At 54.2% G+C, this 22,263-nt stretch carries 19 protein-coding genes, 1 pseudogene and 1 riboswitch; of the genes and pseudogenes, 13 read left to right on the top strand and 7 right to left on the bottom strand.

From position 1 onward, the window contains the following. Positions 1-24 precede the first annotated feature (24 nt). Positions 25-717: an aspartate/glutamate racemase gene (locus QLG08_RS07180; protein ID WP_210450265.1), complete on the top strand. Its 693-nt coding sequence runs from the start codon at positions 25-27 to the stop codon at positions 715-717. A gap of 35 nt (positions 718-752) precedes the next feature. On the opposite strand, the gene QLG08_RS07175 is transcribed toward QLG08_RS07180, so the two are convergent. Continuing rightward, positions 753-1,109, bottom strand: a complete 357-nt coding sequence (locus QLG08_RS07175; protein ID WP_105077547.1) for a cupin domain-containing protein — start codon at positions 1,107-1,109, stop codon at positions 753-755. A 533-nt stretch (positions 1,110-1,642) separates the two neighbouring features. Here QLG08_RS07175 and QLG08_RS07170 point away from each other — a divergent pair. Both QLG08_RS07170 and QLG08_RS07165 read left to right on the top strand, forming a co-directional pair. Beyond that, a complete protein-coding gene (locus tag QLG08_RS07170) occupies positions 1,643-1,906 on the top strand; it encodes a hypothetical protein (RefSeq protein WP_019105929.1) in 264 nt (87 codons plus the stop codon). Between the two features lie 337 nt (positions 1,907-2,243). Further along, on the top strand, positions 2,244-2,477 hold the full coding sequence (locus tag QLG08_RS07165) for a hypothetical protein (protein ID WP_019105930.1): 234 nt from the start codon (positions 2,244-2,246) through the stop codon (positions 2,475-2,477). Positions 2,478-2,599: 122 nt separating this feature from the next. Here QLG08_RS07165 and QLG08_RS07160 read toward each other — a convergent pair whose 3' ends face one another. Continuing rightward, positions 2,600-3,259, bottom strand: a complete 660-nt coding sequence (locus tag QLG08_RS07160) for a DUF1345 domain-containing protein (RefSeq protein WP_013027911.1) — start codon at positions 3,257-3,259, stop codon at positions 2,600-2,602. Between the two features lie 590 nt (positions 3,260-3,849). Continuing rightward, positions 3,850-3,948: riboswitch (guanidine-I (ykkC/yxkD leader) on the top strand. Between the two features lie 55 nt (positions 3,949-4,003). On the opposite strand from QLG08_RS07160, the gene QLG08_RS07155 reads away from it, so the two are divergent. The 6 genes from QLG08_RS07155 (at position 4,004) to uca (ending at position 11,769) form a co-directional block, all read left to right on the top strand. Continuing rightward, a complete protein-coding gene (locus tag QLG08_RS07155) occupies positions 4,004-5,062 on the top strand; it encodes a putative urea ABC transporter substrate-binding protein (RefSeq protein ID WP_014604647.1) in 1,059 nt (352 codons plus the stop codon). Positions 5,063-5,086: 24 nt separating this feature from the next. Beyond that, positions 5,087-5,902, top strand: a complete 816-nt coding sequence (locus QLG08_RS07150) for an ABC transporter permease (RefSeq protein ID WP_013027909.1) — start codon at positions 5,087-5,089, stop codon at positions 5,900-5,902. Further along, complete coding sequence (locus QLG08_RS07145; RefSeq protein ID WP_014333189.1) at positions 5,899-6,681, top strand: ABC transporter ATP-binding protein; 783 nt, start codon at positions 5,899-5,901, stop codon at positions 6,679-6,681. The genes QLG08_RS07150 and QLG08_RS07145 overlap by 4 nt, the downstream gene beginning before the upstream one ends. Then, positions 6,678-7,406, top strand: coding sequence for an urea amidolyase associated protein UAAP1 (locus tag QLG08_RS07140; RefSeq protein WP_072139157.1), 729 nt, complete (start codon positions 6,678-6,680; stop codon positions 7,404-7,406). The genes QLG08_RS07145 and QLG08_RS07140 overlap by 4 nt, the downstream gene beginning before the upstream one ends. A 10-nt stretch (positions 7,407-7,416) precedes the next feature. Beyond that, the gene (locus tag QLG08_RS07135) at positions 7,417-8,052 is read left to right on the top strand and encodes an urea amidolyase associated protein UAAP2 (protein WP_014333187.1); all 636 of its coding nucleotides are present in this window, start codon (positions 7,417-7,419) and stop codon (positions 8,050-8,052) included. A 111-nt stretch (positions 8,053-8,163) separates the two neighbouring features. After that, the gene (uca, locus tag QLG08_RS07130; RefSeq protein ID WP_282472868.1) at positions 8,164-11,769 is read left to right on the top strand and encodes an urea carboxylase; all 3,606 of its coding nucleotides are present in this window, start codon (positions 8,164-8,166) and stop codon (positions 11,767-11,769) included. A gap of 168 nt (positions 11,770-11,937) precedes the next feature. Here the strand turns inward: uca and QLG08_RS07125 are convergent, their stop codons facing one another. Further along, positions 11,938-13,083, bottom strand: coding sequence for a lactonase family protein (locus tag QLG08_RS07125; RefSeq protein ID WP_272847693.1), 1,146 nt, complete (start codon positions 13,081-13,083; stop codon positions 11,938-11,940). Between the two features lie 366 nt (positions 13,084-13,449). On the opposite strand from QLG08_RS07125, the pseudogene QLG08_RS07120 reads away from it, so the two are divergent. Further along, a pseudogene (locus QLG08_RS07120) lies at positions 13,450-13,596 on the top strand (hypothetical protein); the annotation flags it as partial. Positions 13,597-13,918: 322 nt separating this feature from the next. On the opposite strand, the gene QLG08_RS07115 reads toward QLG08_RS07120, so the two are convergent. Both QLG08_RS07115 and QLG08_RS07110 read right to left on the bottom strand, forming a co-directional pair. Beyond that, the gene (locus QLG08_RS07115) at positions 13,919-15,583 is read right to left on the bottom strand and encodes a methyl-accepting chemotaxis protein (protein WP_014333172.1); all 1,665 of its coding nucleotides are present in this window, start codon (positions 15,581-15,583) and stop codon (positions 13,919-13,921) included. 281 nt (positions 15,584-15,864) lie between these two features. Next, the gene (locus tag QLG08_RS07110) at positions 15,865-16,800 is read right to left on the bottom strand and encodes a flagellin (RefSeq protein ID WP_013027894.1); all 936 of its coding nucleotides are present in this window, start codon (positions 16,798-16,800) and stop codon (positions 15,865-15,867) included. 616 nt (positions 16,801-17,416) lie between these two features. On the opposite strand from QLG08_RS07110, the gene QLG08_RS07105 reads away from it, so the two are divergent. Together QLG08_RS07105 and QLG08_RS07100 are read left to right on the top strand one after the other, a co-directional pair. Continuing rightward, positions 17,417-18,961: a methyl-accepting chemotaxis protein gene (locus QLG08_RS07105; protein ID WP_014604643.1), complete on the top strand. Its 1,545-nt coding sequence runs from the start codon at positions 17,417-17,419 to the stop codon at positions 18,959-18,961. Further along, positions 18,954-19,283 (top strand): hypothetical protein, encoded by a 330-nt coding sequence (locus tag QLG08_RS07100; RefSeq protein WP_024472083.1) that lies wholly within the window; start codon positions 18,954-18,956, stop codon positions 19,281-19,283. The genes QLG08_RS07105 and QLG08_RS07100 overlap by 8 nt, the downstream gene beginning before the upstream one ends. Before the next feature lie 537 nt (positions 19,284-19,820). Here QLG08_RS07100 and QLG08_RS07095 read toward each other — a convergent pair. Both QLG08_RS07095 and QLG08_RS07090 read right to left on the bottom strand, forming a co-directional pair. Continuing rightward, entirely contained in the window at positions 19,821-20,567 is a 747-nt protein-coding gene (locus QLG08_RS07095) for an amino acid ABC transporter ATP-binding protein (RefSeq protein ID WP_105082601.1), read from the bottom strand. A 1-nt stretch (position 20,568) separates the two neighbouring features. Beyond that, a complete protein-coding gene (locus tag QLG08_RS07090; protein WP_013027890.1) occupies positions 20,569-21,219 on the bottom strand; it encodes an amino acid ABC transporter permease in 651 nt (216 codons plus the stop codon). A 270-nt stretch (positions 21,220-21,489) separates the two neighbouring features. Between QLG08_RS07090 and QLG08_RS07085 the strand changes: the two genes are divergently transcribed. Continuing rightward, positions 21,490-22,242, top strand: a complete 753-nt coding sequence (locus QLG08_RS07085; RefSeq protein WP_014333166.1) for an ABC transporter substrate-binding protein — start codon at positions 21,490-21,492, stop codon at positions 22,240-22,242. Positions 22,243-22,263 lie beyond the last annotated feature (21 nt).

Raw genomic sequence — 22,263 nt, 5'->3', positions numbered from 1 at the left:
AGTGATGTATTTCAAAGGAGAGTGATGAAAACAATCGGCCTTATAGGCGGCATGAGCTGGGAATCAACGCTCCCTTACTATCGGTTGATCAATGAGGGAATCAGAAGCAAATTAGGCGGTTTACACTCGGCAAAGCTGCTTCTGCACAGCGTGGATTTTCATGAAATTGAAGCCTGCCAGCGCAGTGGCGACTGGGATCGGGCTGGTGAACTACTGGCTGAAGCGGCCGTGGGTCTGGCGGGTGCCGGTGCAGACGCAATCGTCTTATGTACCAACACGATGCACAAGGTTGCCGGGGCGATTGAATCTCGCTGTCATTTGCCTTTTTTACATATCGCGGATGCGACGGGCAGGGCGATAACGAGCAAAGGCATGACCCGAGTAGCCTTGCTGGGCACGCGTTATACCATGGAGCAGGACTTCTATCTGGGCCGCCTGAATAAACAATTCTCAATTGCTACCCTGGTACCACCGGCAGAACAGCGTAACGTCATCAACCAAATCATTTTTGATGAACTCTGCATGGGGAAATTTTCGGAAGGCTCCCGCCAGTATTATCTTGAGGTGATACAGGAACTGGCTTCACAAGGTGCAGAAGGAGTCATATTTGGCTGCACGGAAATTGGTTTGCTGATTTCAGAAGCACAAAGCGCGCTACCGGTATTCGATACAACGCGCATTCATGCGAACGATGCCGTCGATTTTATGCTGTCCTGATTCATCCTCAGTGGGATGAATCAGTGATCGAACTTTTACAGGGTGTCGAAAATCACATAAAGCTTGCGCATGGTGGTCTCCATGACCCATGTCCCTTCTGTATTCGCTTCAAAGAACAAGGTATCGCCAGGTTTGAAATGCTGTGGTGCTTCGCCATCCGCTGTGAAGGAACCCGTTCCTGACAGGAAATGCATCATCTCTGCTTGCTTAACGCCGCGACGATAACTGCCCGCCGTGCATTCAAAAATGCCCATATCAATACTCTCTTGGCCGGGGATCACCGTCTGCAGCCCGGCCAGTGCAATCTCGGGCGATCCCGGAAGGCCCTCAACGGTCCCCCATGATTCCAGCGTCTTGATTGAAGCGGGTTGATCAAGTTTTTGTACTTTCATTTCATGCTTCCTGAGCAGTCGTTAACGATGCAGCGTGGTCTGAATTGATACCTCAGCGTATACAAAAACAGAAAAACAAAGCACGTCTTAAACGCTTCGGCATGAAAGTTATGCGCAGAATACATTGCCCTAAAAGCATGAAATTTCTGGCCGCGGCCTGCACAGGTTTTTGAGTATGGTGCTATCGATGCCAGGTTTAGACAGTTTGAGAGAAAGTGCAGCCAGTTACCGCTCATCCGCTCGTCATTGGTTAATGCTCTGCTCAGTCAGGATCTGAAAAATGTGTAAGTAAGGGGGGATGTTGCAATATCAACGAGCAGAATGAGGTAAATAAGATAATGATTTTAATCTTTATTATTTCCCTACGCCCGGAGCTCTCTGCATCAGGCTGGCAAGGGTTAATCTGATTTATCAGGTCCGTATTAAAATGGAAATATAAAGATTCTATTTTCACACTGCTGAGTTTGAATACAGCACAGAGCAGAACGGCTAACCGTTCTGTCCTTCCTGGCGTAATCTCTAAAGGGCAAGTTATGAAAATGTTATCCGTAAAAGTGGCACTGCAAACAACGGCGTTCACCATCGCGACCTTGATTACCTTTCAGAATGCAGCACTGGCTGTATCTGTACATCAACAACAGTCAGCTTCTTCGCTGCAAAAGAACAATGCGGGCAGTGCGGGGAACATCAAACTTGCTGCTCATCGAAAGCCTTCAGGCGGTTTGCGCATTAACCCTGCCTGTGATGACACCGGCGAACCTTGCCCACACGATGAAACTCAGGATGATATGTCCTGAACCTGCTCGGTTTTACATCCTGAACTGATTGTTTAGCCTTTTAATTATGCTCAACCCCCTCAACGAACTGCACCTCAAAAGCTGGACGTCTGACTGAGTAAGGTGCAGTTTTTTATATTCTCTTACATCTCCTTCCCGTCGTTATCGATAAGCGTTAAGGACTGAATATTGTGCTAAAAAGCGCCTGTTATGATATCGCTATCACTCCCGGAACGTTAAATGCTTAACGGCGGGTAAACGGTTTCAAGATTTACTGACTTCGCCCAGCAGAAGCGTCCTGATTAACTATGCTCAGTAGACATTAATGCGTATTCGCTATTTATCAGGGAGTCATTCGATGAAAAAATTGTCAGTTGTTCTTGTTATCGCGGGTCTGCTCATGGCGATGAGTTCACAAGCTGAAGCCAAAGGCTGTCTGAAGGGCGCGGCCGTGGGCGGCGTGGCAGGGCATGTTAAACATCACGGTGTCGCTGGGGCCGCAGCAGGCTGCGCTGTTGGACATCATATGGCCAAAAAGAAACAGAAAGAAGCGGCCAGTCAACAGCAAGGGCAACAGCAGCAGGGCGGTTAATTTTTCTCGCTGTCTCTGCACCCTCTCAAAGAGGGTGCAGCTTCCCGTCGCACAGGCTTTAAGCGGTAAATTCCCGTAACAGTCAATGCGCTTCTCTGCTGGCTATCGTCGCAGGCAAACTCTCAACTTAACAAACTGGCTGCCACATTCACGGACAGTCCCAGAATCGCCAGATTAAAAATAAAAGAGATAACCGACTGCAACAAGGCGATCTTGCGCATTTCTGTCGTGCCCGTCGCCACATCCGCCGTCTGGGATGCCACCGCGATGGTGAAAGAGAAGTAGAGAAAATCCCAGTAACCCGGATGCGTCGGTTTCTCCGGAAAGATCATCGGCGTGATACTGTTGCTGCGAAGCAGGTAATGCTGATGGGCATAATGCATGGCAAATGCGCTGGGCAGTAAGGCCCATGAGGCGATGAGCGTCATGGCAGTCAAAAGCAGATGCAGGGCCCGCGACGAGCCCGTCAGGCTTTTTAACGTGGGAAGCTCGCTCATGATGGCCACCATACTGATCATACAGGCCACGATGACCAGGCCCAGCACCAGCGCGGCACTTTGATCCTGCATCTGGGCGATTCGTTTAATCTCATCTGGCGCGGTACGCAACATGCGAAACCAGATAAACCACAGATAGAGCCATGCCAGCACGTTCCAACTGATTAACAGTCTCTGCATTTGCCCCAGATGCTCAGGCAGTAAAACATAGCAGACGAGACCTGCCACCACAGAGATCAGCAGGCGCAACCGGGCAAACAGATTTGAGCGAAGGGAAGAGGACATGGTTATGTTTTTGCTGGTGACTGAGTCAGTTAACTGTAGTGCAGGCCGGATGACCCTGCTGCAAAAAACGCGCGACGTTTATGGTGGGTTAAAGAACCGGCAGAACGCGAAGCCAGTCTCTGTGTAGCACGCCACTGCCATACCCGCGTGCGGGCATCTATAGCAGTAATGGAGGGTCAACAAACGAGAAGTGCGGATGGTCACCGTTAAAAGCGTGTACGTTCCCTTAAGCTACAAGGATGGCTATCGCGTAATAGTGGCTCCCCTTTGGCCGCGCGACATCTACAGGATTAAAGCACCTCGCGCCGTCAGCGGTATTGCGTCAGGCGTTATACCGTCACGCCTCGTCAGGATGGACACTACCGCTGCAACGTCGCCCAGAAAACCGCGCTTATGCTTATTATGTAAGGACTGCACAGCATATTTCGTGTTCCAGTCAGCACTGATTGTGTGCAATGCCCCTCGGTCACTCATCATTCTGGTGCTTCGTCACCAGGAATAATGCTAAATTACTGATTTTTATCGTCATTAATTCTGGCACGTCAATTGCAAAAACCTGATCGGTAAGCAGCGCAACACATAATCTGAATTAAATAGCTGGCTAGGGTTCCGGTTCACGCAGGTGAATGTCTGGTCCGAGAGCTGGCGACCTCTGAGAGGTTACACGGCGGGACAAAAGCCCGGGAGACAGCAGCACCGTCAGGTGTCGCGCTGCTCCTTTTTTGTGCCAACCAGAGGTTAACCATGAAAACAACGCCGTTCATCCGCACGCTTTTGCTGTCACTCACCTTGCTGATCAGCTTTTCTTCCTTCGCCACGGTTAAAAAAGAATTCAACATCTGCTGGACGATCTATGCGGGCTGGATGCCCTGGGGCACCATCAGCAATGAAAAAATTATTGATAAATGGGCCAGCAAATACGGCATCAAAATCAATATTGTTCAACTCAACGACTACATCGAATCCATCAACCAGTACACGGCAGGGCAGTTTGACGGCTGCACCATGACCAACATGGATGCGCTGACTATCCCGGCGGCAGGTGGGGTAGATTCGACAGCACTCATCACCGGCAGCTATTCCGATGGCAACGACGGCGTCGTGCTAAAAGGGATGAATAAAAAACTCAGCGATCTGAAAGGTATGTCGGTTTATCTGCCCGAACTCTCGGTATCGCACTATCTCCTGGTTCGCGGACTGGAAAAAGCCGGGCTGCAGGAAAAAGATGTGAAAGTGGTTAATACCTCCGATGCGGATATCGTCTCGGCCTTTGGCACCAGCAATGTGCGGGCAGCGGTAGCCTGGAACCCGCAGTTGTCCGTCATCAAAAAGACGCCACAAACCACCGAAGTGTTTAGCTCCACCCAAGTGCCCGGCGAACTCATCGACATGATGGTCGTGAACACCCAAACGCTGAAAGATAACCCCGCCCTCGGCAAAGCGCTGACCGGTGCGTGGTTTGAAATGATGGCAAAAATGCAGGCGGGTGATAAACAAGCGCTGAGTGCAATGGCGGCAGATTCCGGTACCGACCTCGCGGGCTATCAGGCTCAGCTTAAAACAACGCATCTGTTCTGGACGCCTGCTGAGACATTGGCCTTTATTTCTTCGCCTGATCTGCCAAAGACCATGCAACGCGTGGCGAACTTCTCGTTTGACAAAGGTCTGCTGGGTCAGGGCGCACAGAGCGCTGATTTTATCGGCATGACATTCCCGGGCAACGTCACCGTTGGCGATAGGGCTAACAGCAAACTGCGCTTTGACGACAGCTATCTTAAGCTGGCCGCTGCGGGCAAGTTGTAACCACTGACCACGGGAGTTCATGTCATGCGCTACATCAACCGCTATCCCCGCCAGGGCATGCGCCTGACGCTAATGCTGCTGCCCTTCGTGCTGATCATCGCCGCCTGGTTTATCGGATCAGCGGTGCGGCTGGAGGCCAATCCGCAGGACAAACTGCTGCCCGGACTGTCGCAGATGATTGAGGCGATTGATCGGATGGCCTTCACGCCAGATAAGCGCAGTGGTGAATACCTGCTGTGGGCCGATACGTTTATCAGCCTGAGCCGTCTGCTCATGGGGCTGGCGCTCTCCTCGCTGATTGGTCTGTGCCTCGGCATTGCCGCGGGCGTTTTTCCGATGTCCCGCGCCGCACTGTCACCCCTGATGACGGTTGTCTCAATGGTGCCGCCGCTGGCGATTCTGCCCGTGCTGTTTATTGTTTTCGGCCTGGATGAGCTGTCGAAGGTCATGCTCATCGTCATTGGCATTACGCCGATGCTGGCACGCGATCTTGAACAGCGGGCACGGGAAATTCCGGCGGAACTGTTAATCAAAGCGCAAACCCTGGGAGCCAATAGCTGGACGGTCGTGCTGCGGGTCGTGCTGCCGCAGCTGTTATCACGGCTTATCACCTCGGTACGGCTGCTTCTGGGATCGGCCTGGCTGTTTTTAATTTCCTCCGAAGCGATTTCGGCGACCGCCGGGCTGGGCTATCGCATTTTCCTGGTGCGTCGCTACATGGCGATGGATGTGATTATCCCCTATGTCATCTGGATCACACTGCTGGCCTGGCTGATGGATCTGGGCCTGCGCAAGCTGCACAACGCCTGTTTCCCATGGGCGGAAGGAGGCCGGGAATGAGTTTTATCAGTATCAACAATATCTGGCAGGAGTACGGCGACCACGTGGTGCTGGAACGCATCAATTTGCAGGTTAAGGCGGGCGAGTTCTGCTCTATGGTCGGTGCATCGGGCTGCGGGAAGTCGACGTTTTTGCGCCTGCTGCTGGGGCAGGAAAAACCCACCCGGGGAGAGATCACCCTGGATGGTAAGGCACTGGCGACAGAACCCGACCGCAGCCGCGGCGTCGTGTTTCAACGCTATTCCGTGTTTCCCCATCTCAATGTACTGGATAACGTCGCGATAGGGCTCGAACTGCCTGCTTCGCCCTTGTCGGGTCGCCTGTTCGGTGCCCGAAAACGCGCGGCCCGGCAGCAGGCACGACAGATGCTGGACAAAGTGGGGCTGGGAAATGCGCTGGATAAATATCCGGCACAGCTCTCCGGCGGAATGCAGCAAAGGCTGGCAATTGCCCAGGCTTTTATCATGCAACCGCGAGTGCTGTTGTTGGATGAGCCCTTTGGCGCACTGGATCCCGGTATCCGCAAAGACATGCACGCGCTGCTGCTTCAACTGTGGAGTGAAACCCGAATGACGGTCTTTATGGTCACCCACGATCTTACCGAAGGCTTCAACCTGGGTACACGGCTACTGGTATTTGACAAAGTCCGCCACGATCCCCAGGCCCCTCATGCCTGGGGCGCGCGTATCACCTATGACATTCCGCTGAATGAGGCGCGAATGGCACAGCTGATGACAGACAGTAAAGACAACGTTTATGCATTAAGGAGACAGCAATGACGGCACGTTTTCACTCAGCCCCCAGTCTGCGCGAAGAGCGGCTTCCCGGCGGGGCGCATACCTCATTCATTCTGCGCAAAGGGCACATCCTGCGCCTGACCGATATTGATGGCGGCGCGAATGTCAGCATGATGATGCTCAATCCGCATGAGAAAAGTGAACGCCTTAATCTACCGGATACGCTGAAGGGCCAGCATACGGCCCGGCTCACTACCGGCCACTGTTTCTATTCCGATATGGGCCGCGTACTCGCCGGGATCGTGGCGGACAGTTGTGGCTGGCACGACCCGTTTGGTGGCGTACTTAACGCGGCGGAAACGCGCGAAAAATATGGCGCAGGGCGCTATCAGGAGCTGCGGAATGGGTTTTACCGCAATGGAGTCGATAATCTGCTGGTCGAGATGGGCAAATGGGATTTGGGTCTTGAAGATCTGCTCATGGTCGTTAACTTCTTTAGCAAAGTCACCGTCGATGAAGATGGCCGCTTCCGCTTCGATACCGAACATAGCCGCGCAGGGGATGTTGTTGAGCTGTTTGCCCCAATGGACGTGCTGATCGTCCTGACCGCGCTCCCCCATCCAATGGATCCTGCCCCTGACTATGCACCGCGTCCCATCCAGCTGAGCTGGTATCAGGCCGATGACGCACAGGCTACCACCGAAGCGCTGTTCATCCGCGATGAAAATCAGCGCGCAATACAGAACACCCAACTTTTTGCCCTGTAAGGAGTCAGCGATGATGATTATTTCCAGCGACCGCCGCCCAGAGGATGCGGTTTACCGTCATGTGATTCCGGCGGGCGAACCCTGGCTGTTTGAGGTCAAACAAGGGCAAACATTGCGTCTGCTCGACCTGGAAGGGAATCAGGCGATCGATACGCTGTTCTACAACGCAGATAATCCGCGCGAGCGTTACGATCCCCAGCGTACGCTGCGCCGTCAGGGTAATGCTTACCTGACCACCGGCAGCGTACTTTACTCGAATATGGGCAATCCGCTGCTGACCATTGTCGCCGATACCTGTGGCCGCCACGATACGTTGGGCGGTGCCTGCGCGCAGGAAAGTAACACGGTACGTTATGCTCACGACAAGCGCTATATGCACAGCTGCCGGGATAATTTTCTTTGTGCCTGCCTGCATGACGGTCGCCTGCATAAACGCGATATCGGCGCCAACATCAACTTTTTTATGAACGTTCCCGTCACGCCGCAGGGTGGACTGACCTTTGAAGACGGTATTTCCGCCGCCGGCAAATATGTTGAACTGCGCGCCGAGTGTAATGCGGTGGTCTTAATCTCAAACTGTCCGCAGCTGAATAACCCCTGTAACGGCTGGAATCCCACGCCCGCCGAGGTATTGGTATGGAACTGAGCCTGGTGCGACTGAACAATACGCACGCCTGAACAGGAGAAGCCCCGGGGACGGCCCCAGGGGACATGTCGACTTTCTGCGGGACGACCCGCTTTCCTGAGAGTTCCGCTTATGTTTGATACCTTACTGATTGCTAATCGCGGTGCGATCGCCTGCCGCATCTTGCGAACCCTGCGCGCCATGCAGGTCAAGGGGGTGGCTGTCTATGCCGAGGCCGATCTGGGCAGCCTGCATATTCGTGATGCCGATGAAGCGTTATCCCTTGGCGACGGCCCGGCGGCACAAACGTATCTGGCCGCTGAAAAAATTATTGCCGCAGCGCAGCAAAGCGGTGCACAGGCGATTCACCCGGGCTACGGTTTTCTCTCTGAAAACGCCGGGTTCGCTGAGGCCTGCGAGGCCGCAGGGCTGATTTTTGTTGGCCCAACGCCACAGCAGTTGCGGACTTTTGGTCTGAAGCACACGGCCCGTGCTCTGGCGAAAGCTGAAGGTGTGCCCTTGCTGGAAGGCAGCGAATTACTGGCCGATGCCGCCGAAGCCTGCCGCGTCGCCGAGACCGTTGGTTATCCGGTGATGCTGAAAAGTACGGCGGGTGGCGGCGGGATTGGCATGCGCGTTTGTCGCGATGCGCATGAACTGACGGAAGCGTTTGATACCGTGCAGCGGCTGGGGCAGAACAACTTTAGTGATGCCGGCGTGTTTCTCGAGAACTATATCGAACGCGCACGTCATCTTGAGGTGCAAATCTTTGGTGACGGGCAAGGAGACGTTATCGCGCTGGGTGTGCGTGACTGCTCGGTGCAGCGGCGTAACCAGAAGGTCATCGAAGAAACACCTGCCCCCAATTTGCCTGAAGGCATGGCACAGGCGCTCTGCGAGGCGGCAGTTGCGCTGGGTAAAGCAGTGAACTATCGCAGCGCGGGCACCGTGGAGTTTGTCTATGACAGCCTGAACCAACAATTTTACTTCCTGGAGGTCAACACTCGCCTTCAGGTCGAGCATGGCGTAACAGAACAGGTCTGGGGCGTTGACCTGGTGAAATGGATGATTGAACTGGCTGCGGACACCTTGCCGCCCCTGCGCGAGCTGGTTGCCGGGCTTGCGCCACAAGGCCATGCTATCCAGGCACGCATTTATGCGGAAGATCCGGGACGGCAGTTTCAGCCTTCACCGGGCCTGCTGACAGACGTTGCCTTTCCCGACCAACAGGATGCTCGCCTGCGCATTGATCACTGGATTGAAGCCGGTTGCGAAGTGCCGCCCTTTTTTGATCCGCTGCTGGCGAAAACGATTGCCTGGCGGCCCAGCCGCCCGGAGGCCATTGCCACACTGGCGCAGGCGCTGGCAGAAACGCGTTTATACGGTGTTGAAACCAACCGCCTCTATCTGCAGCAAATTTTAGCGTTTGCGCCCTTTGTTCAGGGAGAACCCTGGACCCGTTGTCTGGAACAGCTGAGCTATCAGGCAGCGACGGTTGAGGTGCTAGGCGCCGGTACGCAAACCAGCGTGCAGGATTATCCGGGCCGTCTGGGCTACTGGGCGGTCGGCGTACCGCCATCGGGGCCGATGGACGACCGCGCTCTGCGTTCAGGCAATCGGCTGCTGGGCAATGATGAGGGGGAAGCCGCACTGGAAATGACCCTCACCGGACCCACTCTGAAATTCAATACCGCCATCCAGGCCGTCATCTGCGGTGCACCACTGAGCGCTATCCTGGATGGCCAGCCCGTGCCGATGGATTGTGTTTTTACCATTCCCGCCGGGGCGACGTTAAAGCTGGGTGCTGTGAGTGGGGCGGGCGTGCGAAGCTATCTCTGCCTGAGCGGCGGCATTCAGGTGCCAACGTATTTAGGCAGTAAAAGCACCTTTACGCTTGGCCAGTTTGGCGGCCACGCCGGACGCGCACTGCGTAGCGGCGATGTGCTGCACCTGGCCCCACAGACAGCAACGGAAGCTGGCGCGGCACTTCCTGAGGCATTGCGCACGGATCTCCCGCAGATCCGCACCCTACGGGTAATTTATGGTCCACACGGTGCGCCGGAGTTCTTCGCGCCGGACTATATCGCCACTTTTTTTGCCACGGAATGGGAAGTGCATTTTAACTCCAGCCGCACGGGCGTCCGCCTGATTGGGCCCAAGCCCATCTGGAGCCGAGACAGCGGGGGCGAAGCCGGACTGCATCCGTCAAACATTCACGACAATCCGTACGCGGTAGGTGCGGTTGATTTTACCGGCGATATGCCGGTGATTCTGGGCCCGGATGGACCCAGCCTCGGGGGATTCGTTTGTCCGGTCACAGTCATCGAAGCCGATCTCTGGCAGTTAGGGCAGTTGAAAGCCGGTGATAAAGTGCGCTTTACCTCGGTGGATTTAACCACCGCGCGCCAGTTGGCTAAAGCGCGAGGCCAGGAACTGGCAACGCTCTGTGGCCAGGCGACAGCCTGGCAACCTGCGCCGCTGACCTCGCCGATCGTGATGACCTGCGGTGAGGCCGATAAGCGCCTGGTCGCGCGACTTTCTGGCGATACGCATCTGCTACTCGAAGCCGGGGAGCCGGAGCTGGATCTGGTTCTGCGTTTTCGCATTCATGCCCTGATGCAGGCGCTGGAAGTGCATGCAAAAGACGGGGTGATTGATATCACGCCCGGGATTCGTTCGTTGCAGATCCATTTTCAGCCTGAAATCCTCACCCATGACGCGCTGCTGGACTGGGTACGCGGCGAGTGGCTCAGGGTTTGCCTGAGTGATGATCTGCAGGTGCCAACTCGCGTAGTACATCTGCCGCTTTCCTGGGACGATCCCGCCTGTCGCCAGGCGATTGAAAAGTACATGACGACGGTACGCCCTGATGCACCGTGGTGCCCCAGTAACCTTGAATTCATTCGCCGCATTAACGATCTGCCTGACGAACAGGCGGTCTGGGAGACGGTGTTTGAGGCCAGCTATCTGGTTATGGGGCTGGGCGATGTCTATCTGGGGGCGCCGGTTGCGACACCGCTGGATCCGCGCCATCGCCTGGTCACCACAAAATACAACCCGGCGCGCACCTGGACGGCAGAGAACTCGGTGGGTATCGGCGGCGCTTACCTCTGCGTTTACGGCATGGAAGGACCTGGCGGCTATCAGTTTGTGGGGCGCACGCTTCAGATGTGGAATCGCTATCGAGAGGTTGCTGATTTTGCGGGGAAACCCTGGCTGCTGCGCTTCTTTGATCAACTGCGGTTCTACCCTGTATCCGCCGAGGAACTGGTGCAAATCCGCCGCGATTTCCCGCTGGGGCGTTATCCGCTGCGCATTGAGCCCAGTACGCTGCGGTTGAGTGATTATCAGCAGTTTCTCGCTCATGAGGCGCAAAGCATCGCGGCGTTTCGTGACCACCAGCAACAGGCGTTCAATGCGGAACGCGATCGCTGGATCGCCAGTGGTAAGGCCCATTTCGACAGCCAGGAGAACGTGGCAGAAGAGGGCGGTGATGCACCGCTACAGCAGGGCGAGCAGGGTGTCGAAAGCCCGGTTTCCGGCAACCTTTGGCAAGTGCAAACCACGGTGGGAAGTCGGGTTCAGGCGGGGGATGTTCTGGTGGTGCTGGAATCCATGAAAATGGAGATTCCGTTGCTGGCACCCTGCGATGGGATCATCCAGCAGGTTAACGTACAGCCAGGCAGTGCCGTGCGCGCCGGACAGCGGGTTGCGGTGATTGTGGAGGATAACACCTGATTTTGCGTTGGCACTGGCAGCGATAATCGCTGGGCCTGAGTGCTTATCGATCATGCCCGTTAGTGATCTTGAACGGGCAGGTGCGCGAGACTGACCTTCTCGTGCACCTGCACGCTGCGTCGGTAACACGCACCACAGCGTGACGTGCATGTTATCTGCATCAATGTTTCAGGGAACGATAACCATCTGTGAAGGCGCGCCTACGGCAACATAGTTCCCGGTAAAGCTGATGGCACCACTCGCTTTATCCACCCTGAAGCTGGTGATGTTATCGCTGCGCTGATTCATCACGTAAATCATGCTGCCATCAGGGGATAATGTCAGCGTTCGGGGGTAATCCCCGCGCGTCCACACATCATCTTTATGCGTCAGTGTGCCGTTAGCATTGACCTCAAAGTGCGCAATGCTGTCATGCAGACGGTTGGCGACGTAAAGATTTTTCCCGCCCTTATCAATGACTAACCCGGCTGCAAAACTGGTGCCTTTATAACCGGAAGGCAGCGTAGAAACCGTGGCCTTTTCCTGCAAAGCACCGCTTTGCGGATTAATGAGGTAATGTGTGAGCGTGGAGGCTTCTTCATTCACTAACCAGAGCGCATGACCCTCAGCGCTAAAAACGAAATGGCGGGGACCTGCACCGGCAGACGAGGCGTTTATCCATGCGGGTTTGCCGGGCGTCAGCGTACCGTCTTTATTCAGGTGGTATTGGTAAATGCGGTCCAGCCCCAAATCCGTCGAGTAAACAAACCGGCCCGTGGGATCGCTGGCGACCATATGAGCATGCGGACCATTGTGATCGCTGATGGCAAAGCTGCCTTCTACCGCTGCGGCCGGTTTGCCTGCGCCAGCCGGGCCGCTGTCCTGATGATGATCGACAGCCTCACTCAGCTTGCCTTCTGGCGTCACCGCAAACACTGTAATACTGCCGCTGACATAATTTGCGACCATCAGGTAACGCTGATCGGGTGTCAGGGACAGGTACACCGGTCCTTTGCCTTGCGTGTCGACCTGATTTAATGCCGTGAGCGAACCGTCCGTACCAATCTGATAAGCGGTGATGCTGCCTTTCTCGGTCTCACTCGCCACATAAAGATGTTTACCATCCGCTGACGCCACCATCTGTGCCTGGTTGGGCAGTTGACTCACCAATGTTTTTCCCGACAGTTCACCCTGCGCATTGAGGATAAATCGATAAACCCCTTCGCCATTGGGATTATAGGTTCCCACATACGCGTAAGATGCCTGAGCCATCAGCGGCACAATGGCCGAAGCACTTGCAACGGCGGCTAGCGCCAGAATCGTTTTATTCATCATTTTTCCCTACTCGCCAGTGTCGTTAATTTTTACGGTCGCCTGAACATCCGGGCAATGAATACTTAGTAAGCAAAAGGGCAGAGCGTCGCGTTTCAGTAATACGTTCTTTCTTCACGTCGAAACGGTTGCCAGAAAAGGGAGATGAGCGGTATTCGTTTGCTGTTAGTCGTGTCGCTTTTTGAAATGTCAGAAACGGCCCCTCGTGGCACGAAGCCTTACGTTGATGCTGTTCGTTTTCTGATGCGTCCGTTAAGCGTTTGTCAGCTATGTTAAACCAGAGTCTGGACAAATTATCAGCAATGTCTGGCCGGATACAGAGAGTATTTTTCCAGTACTAAACGGAAATGTTTTGGCAGGGGGTGAGAGATGTCACAGGGGAGGCAAGTACTCCAACCAGCCGTTAGCCAGTTGGCATGGATAAGTAATGTCTATATCCTGGGCCTGATGTTGGTCATACCGCTTAGCAGTTGGCTGGCAAGACGTATGGGGGCCAAAAGTCTGTTCATGCTCTCAGCACTCCGAATCCTAAGCCGTCATCAGTTACGTCCTCAGCAGGTAACCCTGGAAAAAGGACGATAATGCAAACATCTCAATACAGCCAGAGGCGGACATTACAACTTTGCCGTTACATGATAAGTGCGCATAATACTAATTATGTTAAATAAGGCATCCCGACACGTACCCGGTTACGCACCGGCACCTCACCTGCGTCCCCTCTGGACCTGAAGCCCGTTGATCACCAAGCGCGCTACGTGAAAACTGGCGCACAGAACCCCTGCGGGTTATGCAGAATTCACGTAGCGTTGCCTGCTTACCCCCTCACATCGGGGCATGCTCAGAATGTTGTCCAGTTTTCTTCCAGCGTTGTCTCTTTTGATCGCATGGAATTGTCATGCGTCGTCGGGGATGCGGTAACCGTTACGGGCGCAACAAGTGCTGTTTTAACGGCGGAGGATGAATGATCTGAAAGTGTAAAAACGGATACAGACTGCATTAGCAGATCGGCCTGTTCACGCAGGCTTGCTGCCGCAGAGGCAGACTCTTCCACAAGTGAAGCATTCTGCTGCGTGACGTCATCTATTTCTGTCACCGCTATGCTGACCTGTTCAATGCCGCGCGCCTGTTCAGCAGTAGCGGCGGTAATTTCCTCTACCCTGTCAGTGAGTTGGCCCACCGAAGAAACAACGGCAGACATCGTGCCAGCAGAGCGCGCTACCAGCGTTGAGCCTTCACTGACGCGCTGAGCGTTGGCCTCAATGAGCTGACGAATCTCACCCGCAGCAGTCGCACTGCGCTGCGCCAGTGAACGAACTTCACCAGCGACAACGGCAAAGCCGCGACCCTGCTCACCCGCGCGGGCAGCTTCGACGGCGGCATTGAGCGCCAGAATGTTGGTCTGGAAAGCGATGCTGTCTATCACTGAAGTGATATCCGCAATGCGCCCTGAACTTTCGCCTATGCCCTTCATGGTATCGGTGATATCTGAAGTGATGTCATTACCCTGCCGGGCAATCTCACGTACCGTAACGGCCAGCGTGGCGGCCTGGCTGGCATTATCTGCGTTATTCCTGACCGTGACACCCAGTTCACCCATCGTGGCAGCGGTCTGTTCCAGCGCGCTGGCTTGTTCTTCAGTGCGCTGTGACAGATCGGTGTTTCCCTGAGCTATCTGAAGGCTTGCTGCGGCAACGCTTTCCGCATTCGCCCGAACGGCACTCACGGTTTGCACCAGGGAATGCTGCATGCCACGAATAGCTTCAAGCAGTTTCCCGGTTTCGTCTCGTCCGCTCACCGGCACCTCTGCAGTGAGATCACCTTCAGCAACCCTTACCGCCGCTTCAAGTGCGATATTGACGGGCCTGACGATACTGCGGGTAATAAACCAGGCGAGCGTTGCTGCCAGTACAATGGCAGCCAGGCTGAGTGAAACGAGTAACGTTACGGCGTTGCGCTGCTCTGACGCGGCTTTAGCTCCCGCGGTCTTCATCTGCTCCCCCTGGAAGTTGGCGAGGTCCGTGATGGCCGTTGTGTATTCATCCTGAGCCTGATAAGCCGGCCCGGTGAGTAGTTGCGTCACCTCATCCCGCTTGCCTTCCATACCCAGTTTTACCGCCTGCTCAGAATAAGATAGATACTGTTTCCCTGCTTTTTTCATGACGTCAATCAGCTCGCGACTTCTGGGAGCGTGCAGTATGTGATCGACTTTGTTGAAAGCCGTTTCAAGCCGGGTGCGGGCCTGCTCATAATTTTGTTTCAGTCTTTCTTTTTGCGCCGGATCGTCGACAAGCGCGATGCTGCGAACCATACGACTCATATCAGTAACGTAAAAGCGAAGATTACTGGCAGCGGTAGCCTTGTCAAAACGATCGCCGGCCAGTTTATCCACGGTGTCGCCCAGTGAGTCGATACGCATTAAACCGGCCAGGGTAATAACGATGAGAAGAAGCAGGATAAAGCCAAATCCGGCACCGAGACGGACGCCGATTTTAATATTGTTCATTATCTTTCCTCGGTTAACACTCGAAAATGAAACAGTAAAGAAAACGGCTTCGTGCCGGGAGCCGATAATACGGGCGTTTGGCAAGATGGTGTTCTTAAATCAGTCCATAGCCCTGCTTAAGCATCTTGATGGCGTGTTCAGAGTGCTACTCCGCCCCACATCCCATGTTCAACCTGACATTTCCACCGCGACGAGAATCAGGGTTTTGCCCGCTTCTGGTTACAGAGCGGGACGAAATCGTGAGGAACTGCATCAGACAGCATCCAGTTCCTCAGCGTTTATTAGCGGAGCAGTGACAGCATGGTCTGTGGCACCTGGTTGGCCTGGGCCAATACAGAAGAGCCCGCCTGCTGCAGGATCTGCGCGCGGGACATGTTCGACACTTCCGTCGCGTAATCCGCATCCTGAATACGGCTGCGGGCCGCGGTCAGGTTTGTCACGGTATTGTTCAGGTTGCTGATGGTGGACTCGAAACGGTTTTGCGAGGCACCCAGCAGGCTGCGCTGGTTATCGACCGCTTTGATGGCTTTATCAATGTCGGCCAGTGGCGTGGTACCTGACGCTGTGCCGCCTGAACCGCCGGTGACAGCCCCTTTCAGCACGTCGAAGCCGATGGCTGACGTGGTGCGGGCATTGCCGTTGACCGTCTGGCCTGTCGTAGAACTGGTATTCTGAGTGGTGCCTGTAGAAGCGTTGCCCGCTGCAGCCAGGTCAAAACCGTCGCTTGAGCTCAGCGCAATACCAATAGTTTCGCCGTCTTTTGCGCCCACCTGGAAATTGTAGGTGGTGCTGCCGGAGCCGGTGTTCAGCACTTTGATACCGTTGAAATCAGTCTGTTTCGTAACGCGGTCGATTTCCTGCATGCGCTGGTTAACTTCAGCCTGAATCGAGTCGACATCCGAGGCTGAGTTAGAGCTGTTCTGCGCCTGAACGGTCAGGTCACGAACTCGCTGCAGATTATTGTTAATTTCAGTCAGCGCGCCCTCGGCGGTCTGCGACAGCGAAATACCGTCGTTGGCATTGCGGGCGGCAACGGTCATCCCGTTGATGTTGGAGGTGAAACGGTTAGCGATGGCCTCACCGGCTGCATCATCTTTTGCGCTGTTGATGCGCAGACCGGAAGACAGGCGCTCAATCGCCGTGCCTAGTGAAGACTGTGACTTTGTCAGGTTATTCTGCGTAACCAGTGACAGCGTATTTGTGTTGATAACGGCCATGTTGACTCCCTGTAGTCAAAGCGTGCAAATCACGCCCTAACGTTATCGTCACGATAGTTGCTTTCTTTAATTGTGACGCAGGTCGATCATTTATCACTGGAATCAATTTGACATACTGACGACGTGTCATGTTGACCATGCAACAGGCCTCTTTTTACTGACCACCTGTCAATCAGCCCAGATGGCCTGCGCCTCCTAAAAAGGGGCATTCATTTCACGTCAAGCTGGTATTGTCTGGTCACGGACTCAGGTAAGTCGAGTAATGGCACGGATAATCGCGGCTTTTCGATCGGGGAGAGATGTTTGTTGGAAAAGGATGTTTAGTCTCTCAATCAACTTATTGTGCGTGAAGGATTTCTCATCATAAGGGTTTTCTGAAGGCAACCCCATCAGTGGGGCAGGACGTGACTGAGATGACAGATTCCGACGTCAGGCAAAGCCGTTGCGCAGGCAATTGAAGTACGCAGAAACAATTTTTTTCAGATTATTCTCAGTAATATTGGAGCGAAATAAGCACTAAATGCAAAAACCCATCTAGGATTAATTCGGTCGGACTGCTCTTGACGTCCGGCAAAGATTAACCAACACCAGAACGCCCTATATAACGAGAAAAGACATGAAAATATCGACTCGCCTTGCTGCAGGTTTCGGCCTGCTTATCTTCCTGTTCATCATCTGCACCGGTACTGCGCTGAATGCGCTCTATAAAGCCCGGGAAGGAATGGACAGGATCGTAAACATCAAAATGAAAAAGTACCAAATTGCGCAGGACATGCTCGGTGAACTGAGAGAGATGTCCATAGACGTCAGAACGCTTGGGCTGCTGAGCGATCCTGTGGCAATGAAACCCGTAGCAGAGCGCATGCAGAAAACTCAGGCGCAATATAGCGCTAACCGCCAGGCTCTTGGTGACTTGCTGAAGATCGATTCTCTTCCGGCAGGACGGAACGCTTTCAAGAGACTGACCGATACAGAGGCCTCTTTTTTTGCCATTTTTGCAAAGGCCAGTCAGCTTGGCCTGGCCAATCGCGATAAAGACTTCTTTGAGTGTCTGACAAAAGAGGTCCAGCCCGTGCAGGATAAAATGCTCAGCGATTTGCAGGTTGTGACAGGGATACAGCAGAAGACAAGCTTTGCTGAGGTGAAGGAGAACAGCACTTCAACTTCACGCTCATCTCTCATCCTGATCCTTCTGGCCGGTGCATCCATTTTCATCAGTGTCGGGGCCTGTGTATTGGTTGTCCGTGTACTAATGCGCCAGCTGGGCGGTGAGCCTGCCCAGGCGCAGGCACTGGCCGCCACCATTGCGGCCGGCGACCTCACATCGCCGGTCGTGCTTCGCCGCAACGACACGACCAGCCTGCTGGCGTCGCTTGACAGCATGCAGGCCAACCTGCGCGGCCTGGTGTCGCAGATTAAAGAGACCTCTGCCTCTGTGGCCCTCGCCTCGGACGAAATCGCGCAGGGTAATACTGAACTGTCATCCCGCACCGAACAGCAGGCGGCTGCGCTGCAGGAAACGGCCGCCAGCATGGAGCAGCTGACCGCCACGGTGAAGAGCAACGCGGCCAGTGCGCAGCAGACAGCAGAGTCCGCCCGTGGGACCGCGCAGCTGGCTCACGCAGGAGGGTCGGACGTACAGCGCATGTCAGTGACCATGCAGGACATCTCAGCGAGTGCCGCAAAAGTCCGCGACATCACGTCAGTGATTGAGGGCATCGCGTTCCAGACCAACATTCTGGCACTGAACGCCGCGGTGGAAGCGGCCCGCGCAGGTGAAGAGGGACGCGGATTTGCCGTGGTAGCCGGAGAGGTGCGTACGCTGGCACAGCGCAGCGCGACGGCCGCAAAGGACATCAAGACGCTGATTGAGCAGGCCGTCGATCAGATTGAAAGCGGCGTCGGCGTAGCTTCATCGACCGGACAGAGTATCCAGAAGGTGGTCGGCCTGGTCGGTGAGCTCGCTGAGGCGATGGATAACATCTCCCTGGCGTCCGCAGAGCAGATGCAGGGCATTTCGCAGGTGAGTGTTGCCGTGAGTCAGATGGACGGCGTGACGCAGAACAACGCGGCGCTGGTCGAGGAGTCATCCTCGGCTTCGCAGTCACTGTCTGAGCAGGCGCATGCGCTGAGAGGTATGGTGGAAACGTTCCGTGTCTGATGAAAACCAGCCCACTTACGAGGAAAGACTGATTAAGGCCGTCAGGCTAATGAAAGCGGATGTTGACGCGATTTACACGCAACTGAGGGATGGAACCTATGCTGACCCGGACACCTTTATCAATAACTGGACACATCTGATGGACCGGGTAAAAAATATGAAGCCGGTCCTCAGCAAGCCCGGCGTCATGGAGACGCTGATGCGTATGGATGTCCGGCTCACGGCAGAGTTGCTGGCCATAACTTACTCTGTGCAGATAATAGAGAATTTTATAAGATGCCTGGAGCACCAGGCCAGAGAGAATGGCAGCAAGCCCCGATAAACTCTCCCTGCAGCTGAAATACGTCTTTCACAGAACACCGGTCAACGTTACTCCGCTGTGATGTGTCTGTTGTCAGAAATATTCTCGTCGCCTCCGTGCTGGCCCGTCGCGTTCATGCTGACGGGCCTTTTTTTGTCCGACGACTGATGCCGGGTAAATGCATCATCCGGAAGCTGCACGGTTATCCTTCTCCGGACACGCTTTCCCCGTACCTGACGGGCCTCACGCACACGCGGCCATCCTTTCGGTCTGGTAGCGTGTCTTCAAAGAGAATGTCAGGAAAGTTTCTGTTTGAGCCTGTCGTTGACCGAATATAACCGGATTCAGACAGGGAACTGACAATGCTAAAGGCGCTTGTGACAGGAAAATTAAGTCTGCGAAAACATTCTGGGGATGGGGATTCGGCGGAACCGCGCTGATTGTTGCCATCAGCAAGGCGGGTGTATCTGCACGGTAACGTCATCAATCCGCTGTTTGCGCGTCATGCCCTTTCTTGAGGCGCTAAAAAGTCTCAGGAGTGACAGAATTGCTCCCGTCTCATCCTGTTTCGGACGCAGATGTTCCCAGAACCCGCCGTAGGAAATCTTGCGTGCGCGCCTCCTGAGGGCGCAACAGCACCTGTTCAGCGTGGCCCTGCTCCACAATTTGTCCGCTGTGCAGGAAACAGACGCGATCGGCGACCTCTCTTGCAAACTGCATCTCATGCGTGACCACGATCATGGTCATTCCCTGCTGTGCCAGGTTGCGCATGACCTGCAGAACCTCGCCGACTAACTCCGGATCCAGTGCTGATGTTGGTTCGTCGAAAAGAATGGCTTTCGGCTGCAATGCCAGCGTTCGGGCGATGGCCACGCGCTGCTGCTGACCACCGGAAAGCTGCGACGGCCAGGCGGAAACTTTGTCGGCCAGTCCTACTCTTTCCAGTAACTCTTTGGCTATCTTTTCGGCTTTACTGCGCGATTCACCGTTAACGTAAATCGGACCTTCCATCACGTTTTCCAGCACGCTACGGTGCGGAAAGAGGTTAAATCGTTGAAAAACCATTCCTATCTGGCGACGAAGCGAATTGATATTTTTACTTTTACTGTCAACATGCTGGTCGAGCACGCGAATGGTGCCGCTTTCATAGGTTTCAAGCCCGTTAATACAGCGCAGCACAGTCGATTTTCCGGAACCGGAGGGCCCCACCAGGCACACCACTTCGCCCTCATCGACGCGGAAACTTACCCCTTTCAGCACTTCGACAGCACCGAACCGCTTATGGACATCGCGAATTTCAATCATCTCAGGCTCCTTTTTTCTGACGATTTTCAAGGTGCTTAGTGAAAGCCAGCAGTGGCATGCACAAGGTCAGATAAAGCAACGCCACCAGCGTATATACGGTGGTGTTATCAAAGGTTGAGGCGGCCAGAAGCTGTCCCTGCCGGGTCATTTCGGTAACCGCAATCGTTGATGCCAGCGCAGAATCTTTCAGCATCATCACCAGCGTATTGCTATACGGCGGCAGCGCGACATGAAAAGCCTGAGGCAGGATGACGCGCCGCATCGCTTTAAAGAAGCTCATGCCCATCGAGCGCGCCGCTTCAAGCTGACCACGATCGACCGATTCAATACCCGAGCGAAAAATCTCTGCGAGGAAGGTAGAAAAGCAGAAAGCGATACCGACCACGCTGGCCTGAAACGATGTCAGGGTAATGCCGATATCGGGGAAAACGAAATAAATATAAAACAGCACCACAATCATCGGTAAGGCACGCGTGATATTGATGATGACGCTCACGGGCCAGGAGATGATTTTAAAAGGACACATTTTTGCGGCAGCAAACACCAGACCTAACGGCGTGCTGATGAGCAAGGACAAGATCGTGATATAAATTGTCATTTCCGCCCCTTGCAAAAGAAAGGGAAGGTAAACGTGAATACTGCTCCAGTCCATTATGCGCTCCCGCCGGTGTTGAGTGTGAGGCTAAAATTCATTTTAATGAATATGGCTACCCGTAAATATTGTCAAACTTTTCATCGGATGACGTCATAGCATTAACTTATTCATGTAATAAAATGGATTGAAGGCTCACCTTGCCCCGAAATCAAAGGGTTTTATGTTAATTTGTGAGGCGCGGCATTTTTAAAAAGAAAAGATTGACAGGTGGGGATTTAATTTCATTATAGTGAAGTTAATTGTTCGCATGTTAATCAGGAGTGAGTGATGTCTATTCGATCGCACGTTACTATGGCTTTATTGTCTGTTGCCCTCGGCGTCACTTACAGTGCGCACGCTGCCACATTAACGGCAGGCTCGCCGCCCTCCAGTGCGCCAACGACATTTCTGGATACGAAAACCGGTAAGATTGAAGGCTTCATGCCGGATGTGGCTGCCGAAGTGGCTAAACGTCAGCACCTGGATGTTAACTTTACGGCTGTGCCCTTCTCTACGCTTATTCAGTCTGTGATTGCTGGCAAAATTGACATGATCGTGGCCGGGATGACACCAACACCCGAGCGTGAAAAACGTATCTCGTTCTCACAGCCGGTCACCGCATTCGGACCCGGGTTGGTCGTGCGTGATGACAACAAAAAAGTCTATCGCTCTCAGCAGGATCTGAAAGGTGACATCGTTGGCACCATGACAGGCACCGATTACACGCAGGCTCTGATTAAGAGCGGTATCCCGAAAGAGGTGAAAGTGTACGACAGTCCGGCAGACATGATGCGTGATCTGTCGCTGGGTCGTATCGCGGCGGGCATGAACGATTACCCGATCATGAAATATCAGGAAAAATCAGGTGCGTACAAAGGCATGCATGTGGTGGATGGTTATAAGCCCGAGCATATCGCGCCCATGGCCTTTGGTGTGAAAAAAGGCAACGATAAGCTGCTTGCCGATATCAATACCGCCCTGACGGCGATGAAAGCGGATGGCACTTTGCAAAAAATCAAAGCTAAGTGGGGAATGCCCTAATCGCGCTTTCATGCACGGAGG

It is taken from the genome of Pantoea sp. V106_11, from assembly GCF_029967885.1.
Classification (GTDB): Bacteria; Pseudomonadota; Gammaproteobacteria; order Enterobacterales; family Enterobacteriaceae; genus Pantoea; species Pantoea ananatis.
The sequence above is the reverse complement of the archived record's forward strand: the minus strand, read 5'-3'. Positions and strand labels throughout refer to the sequence as shown.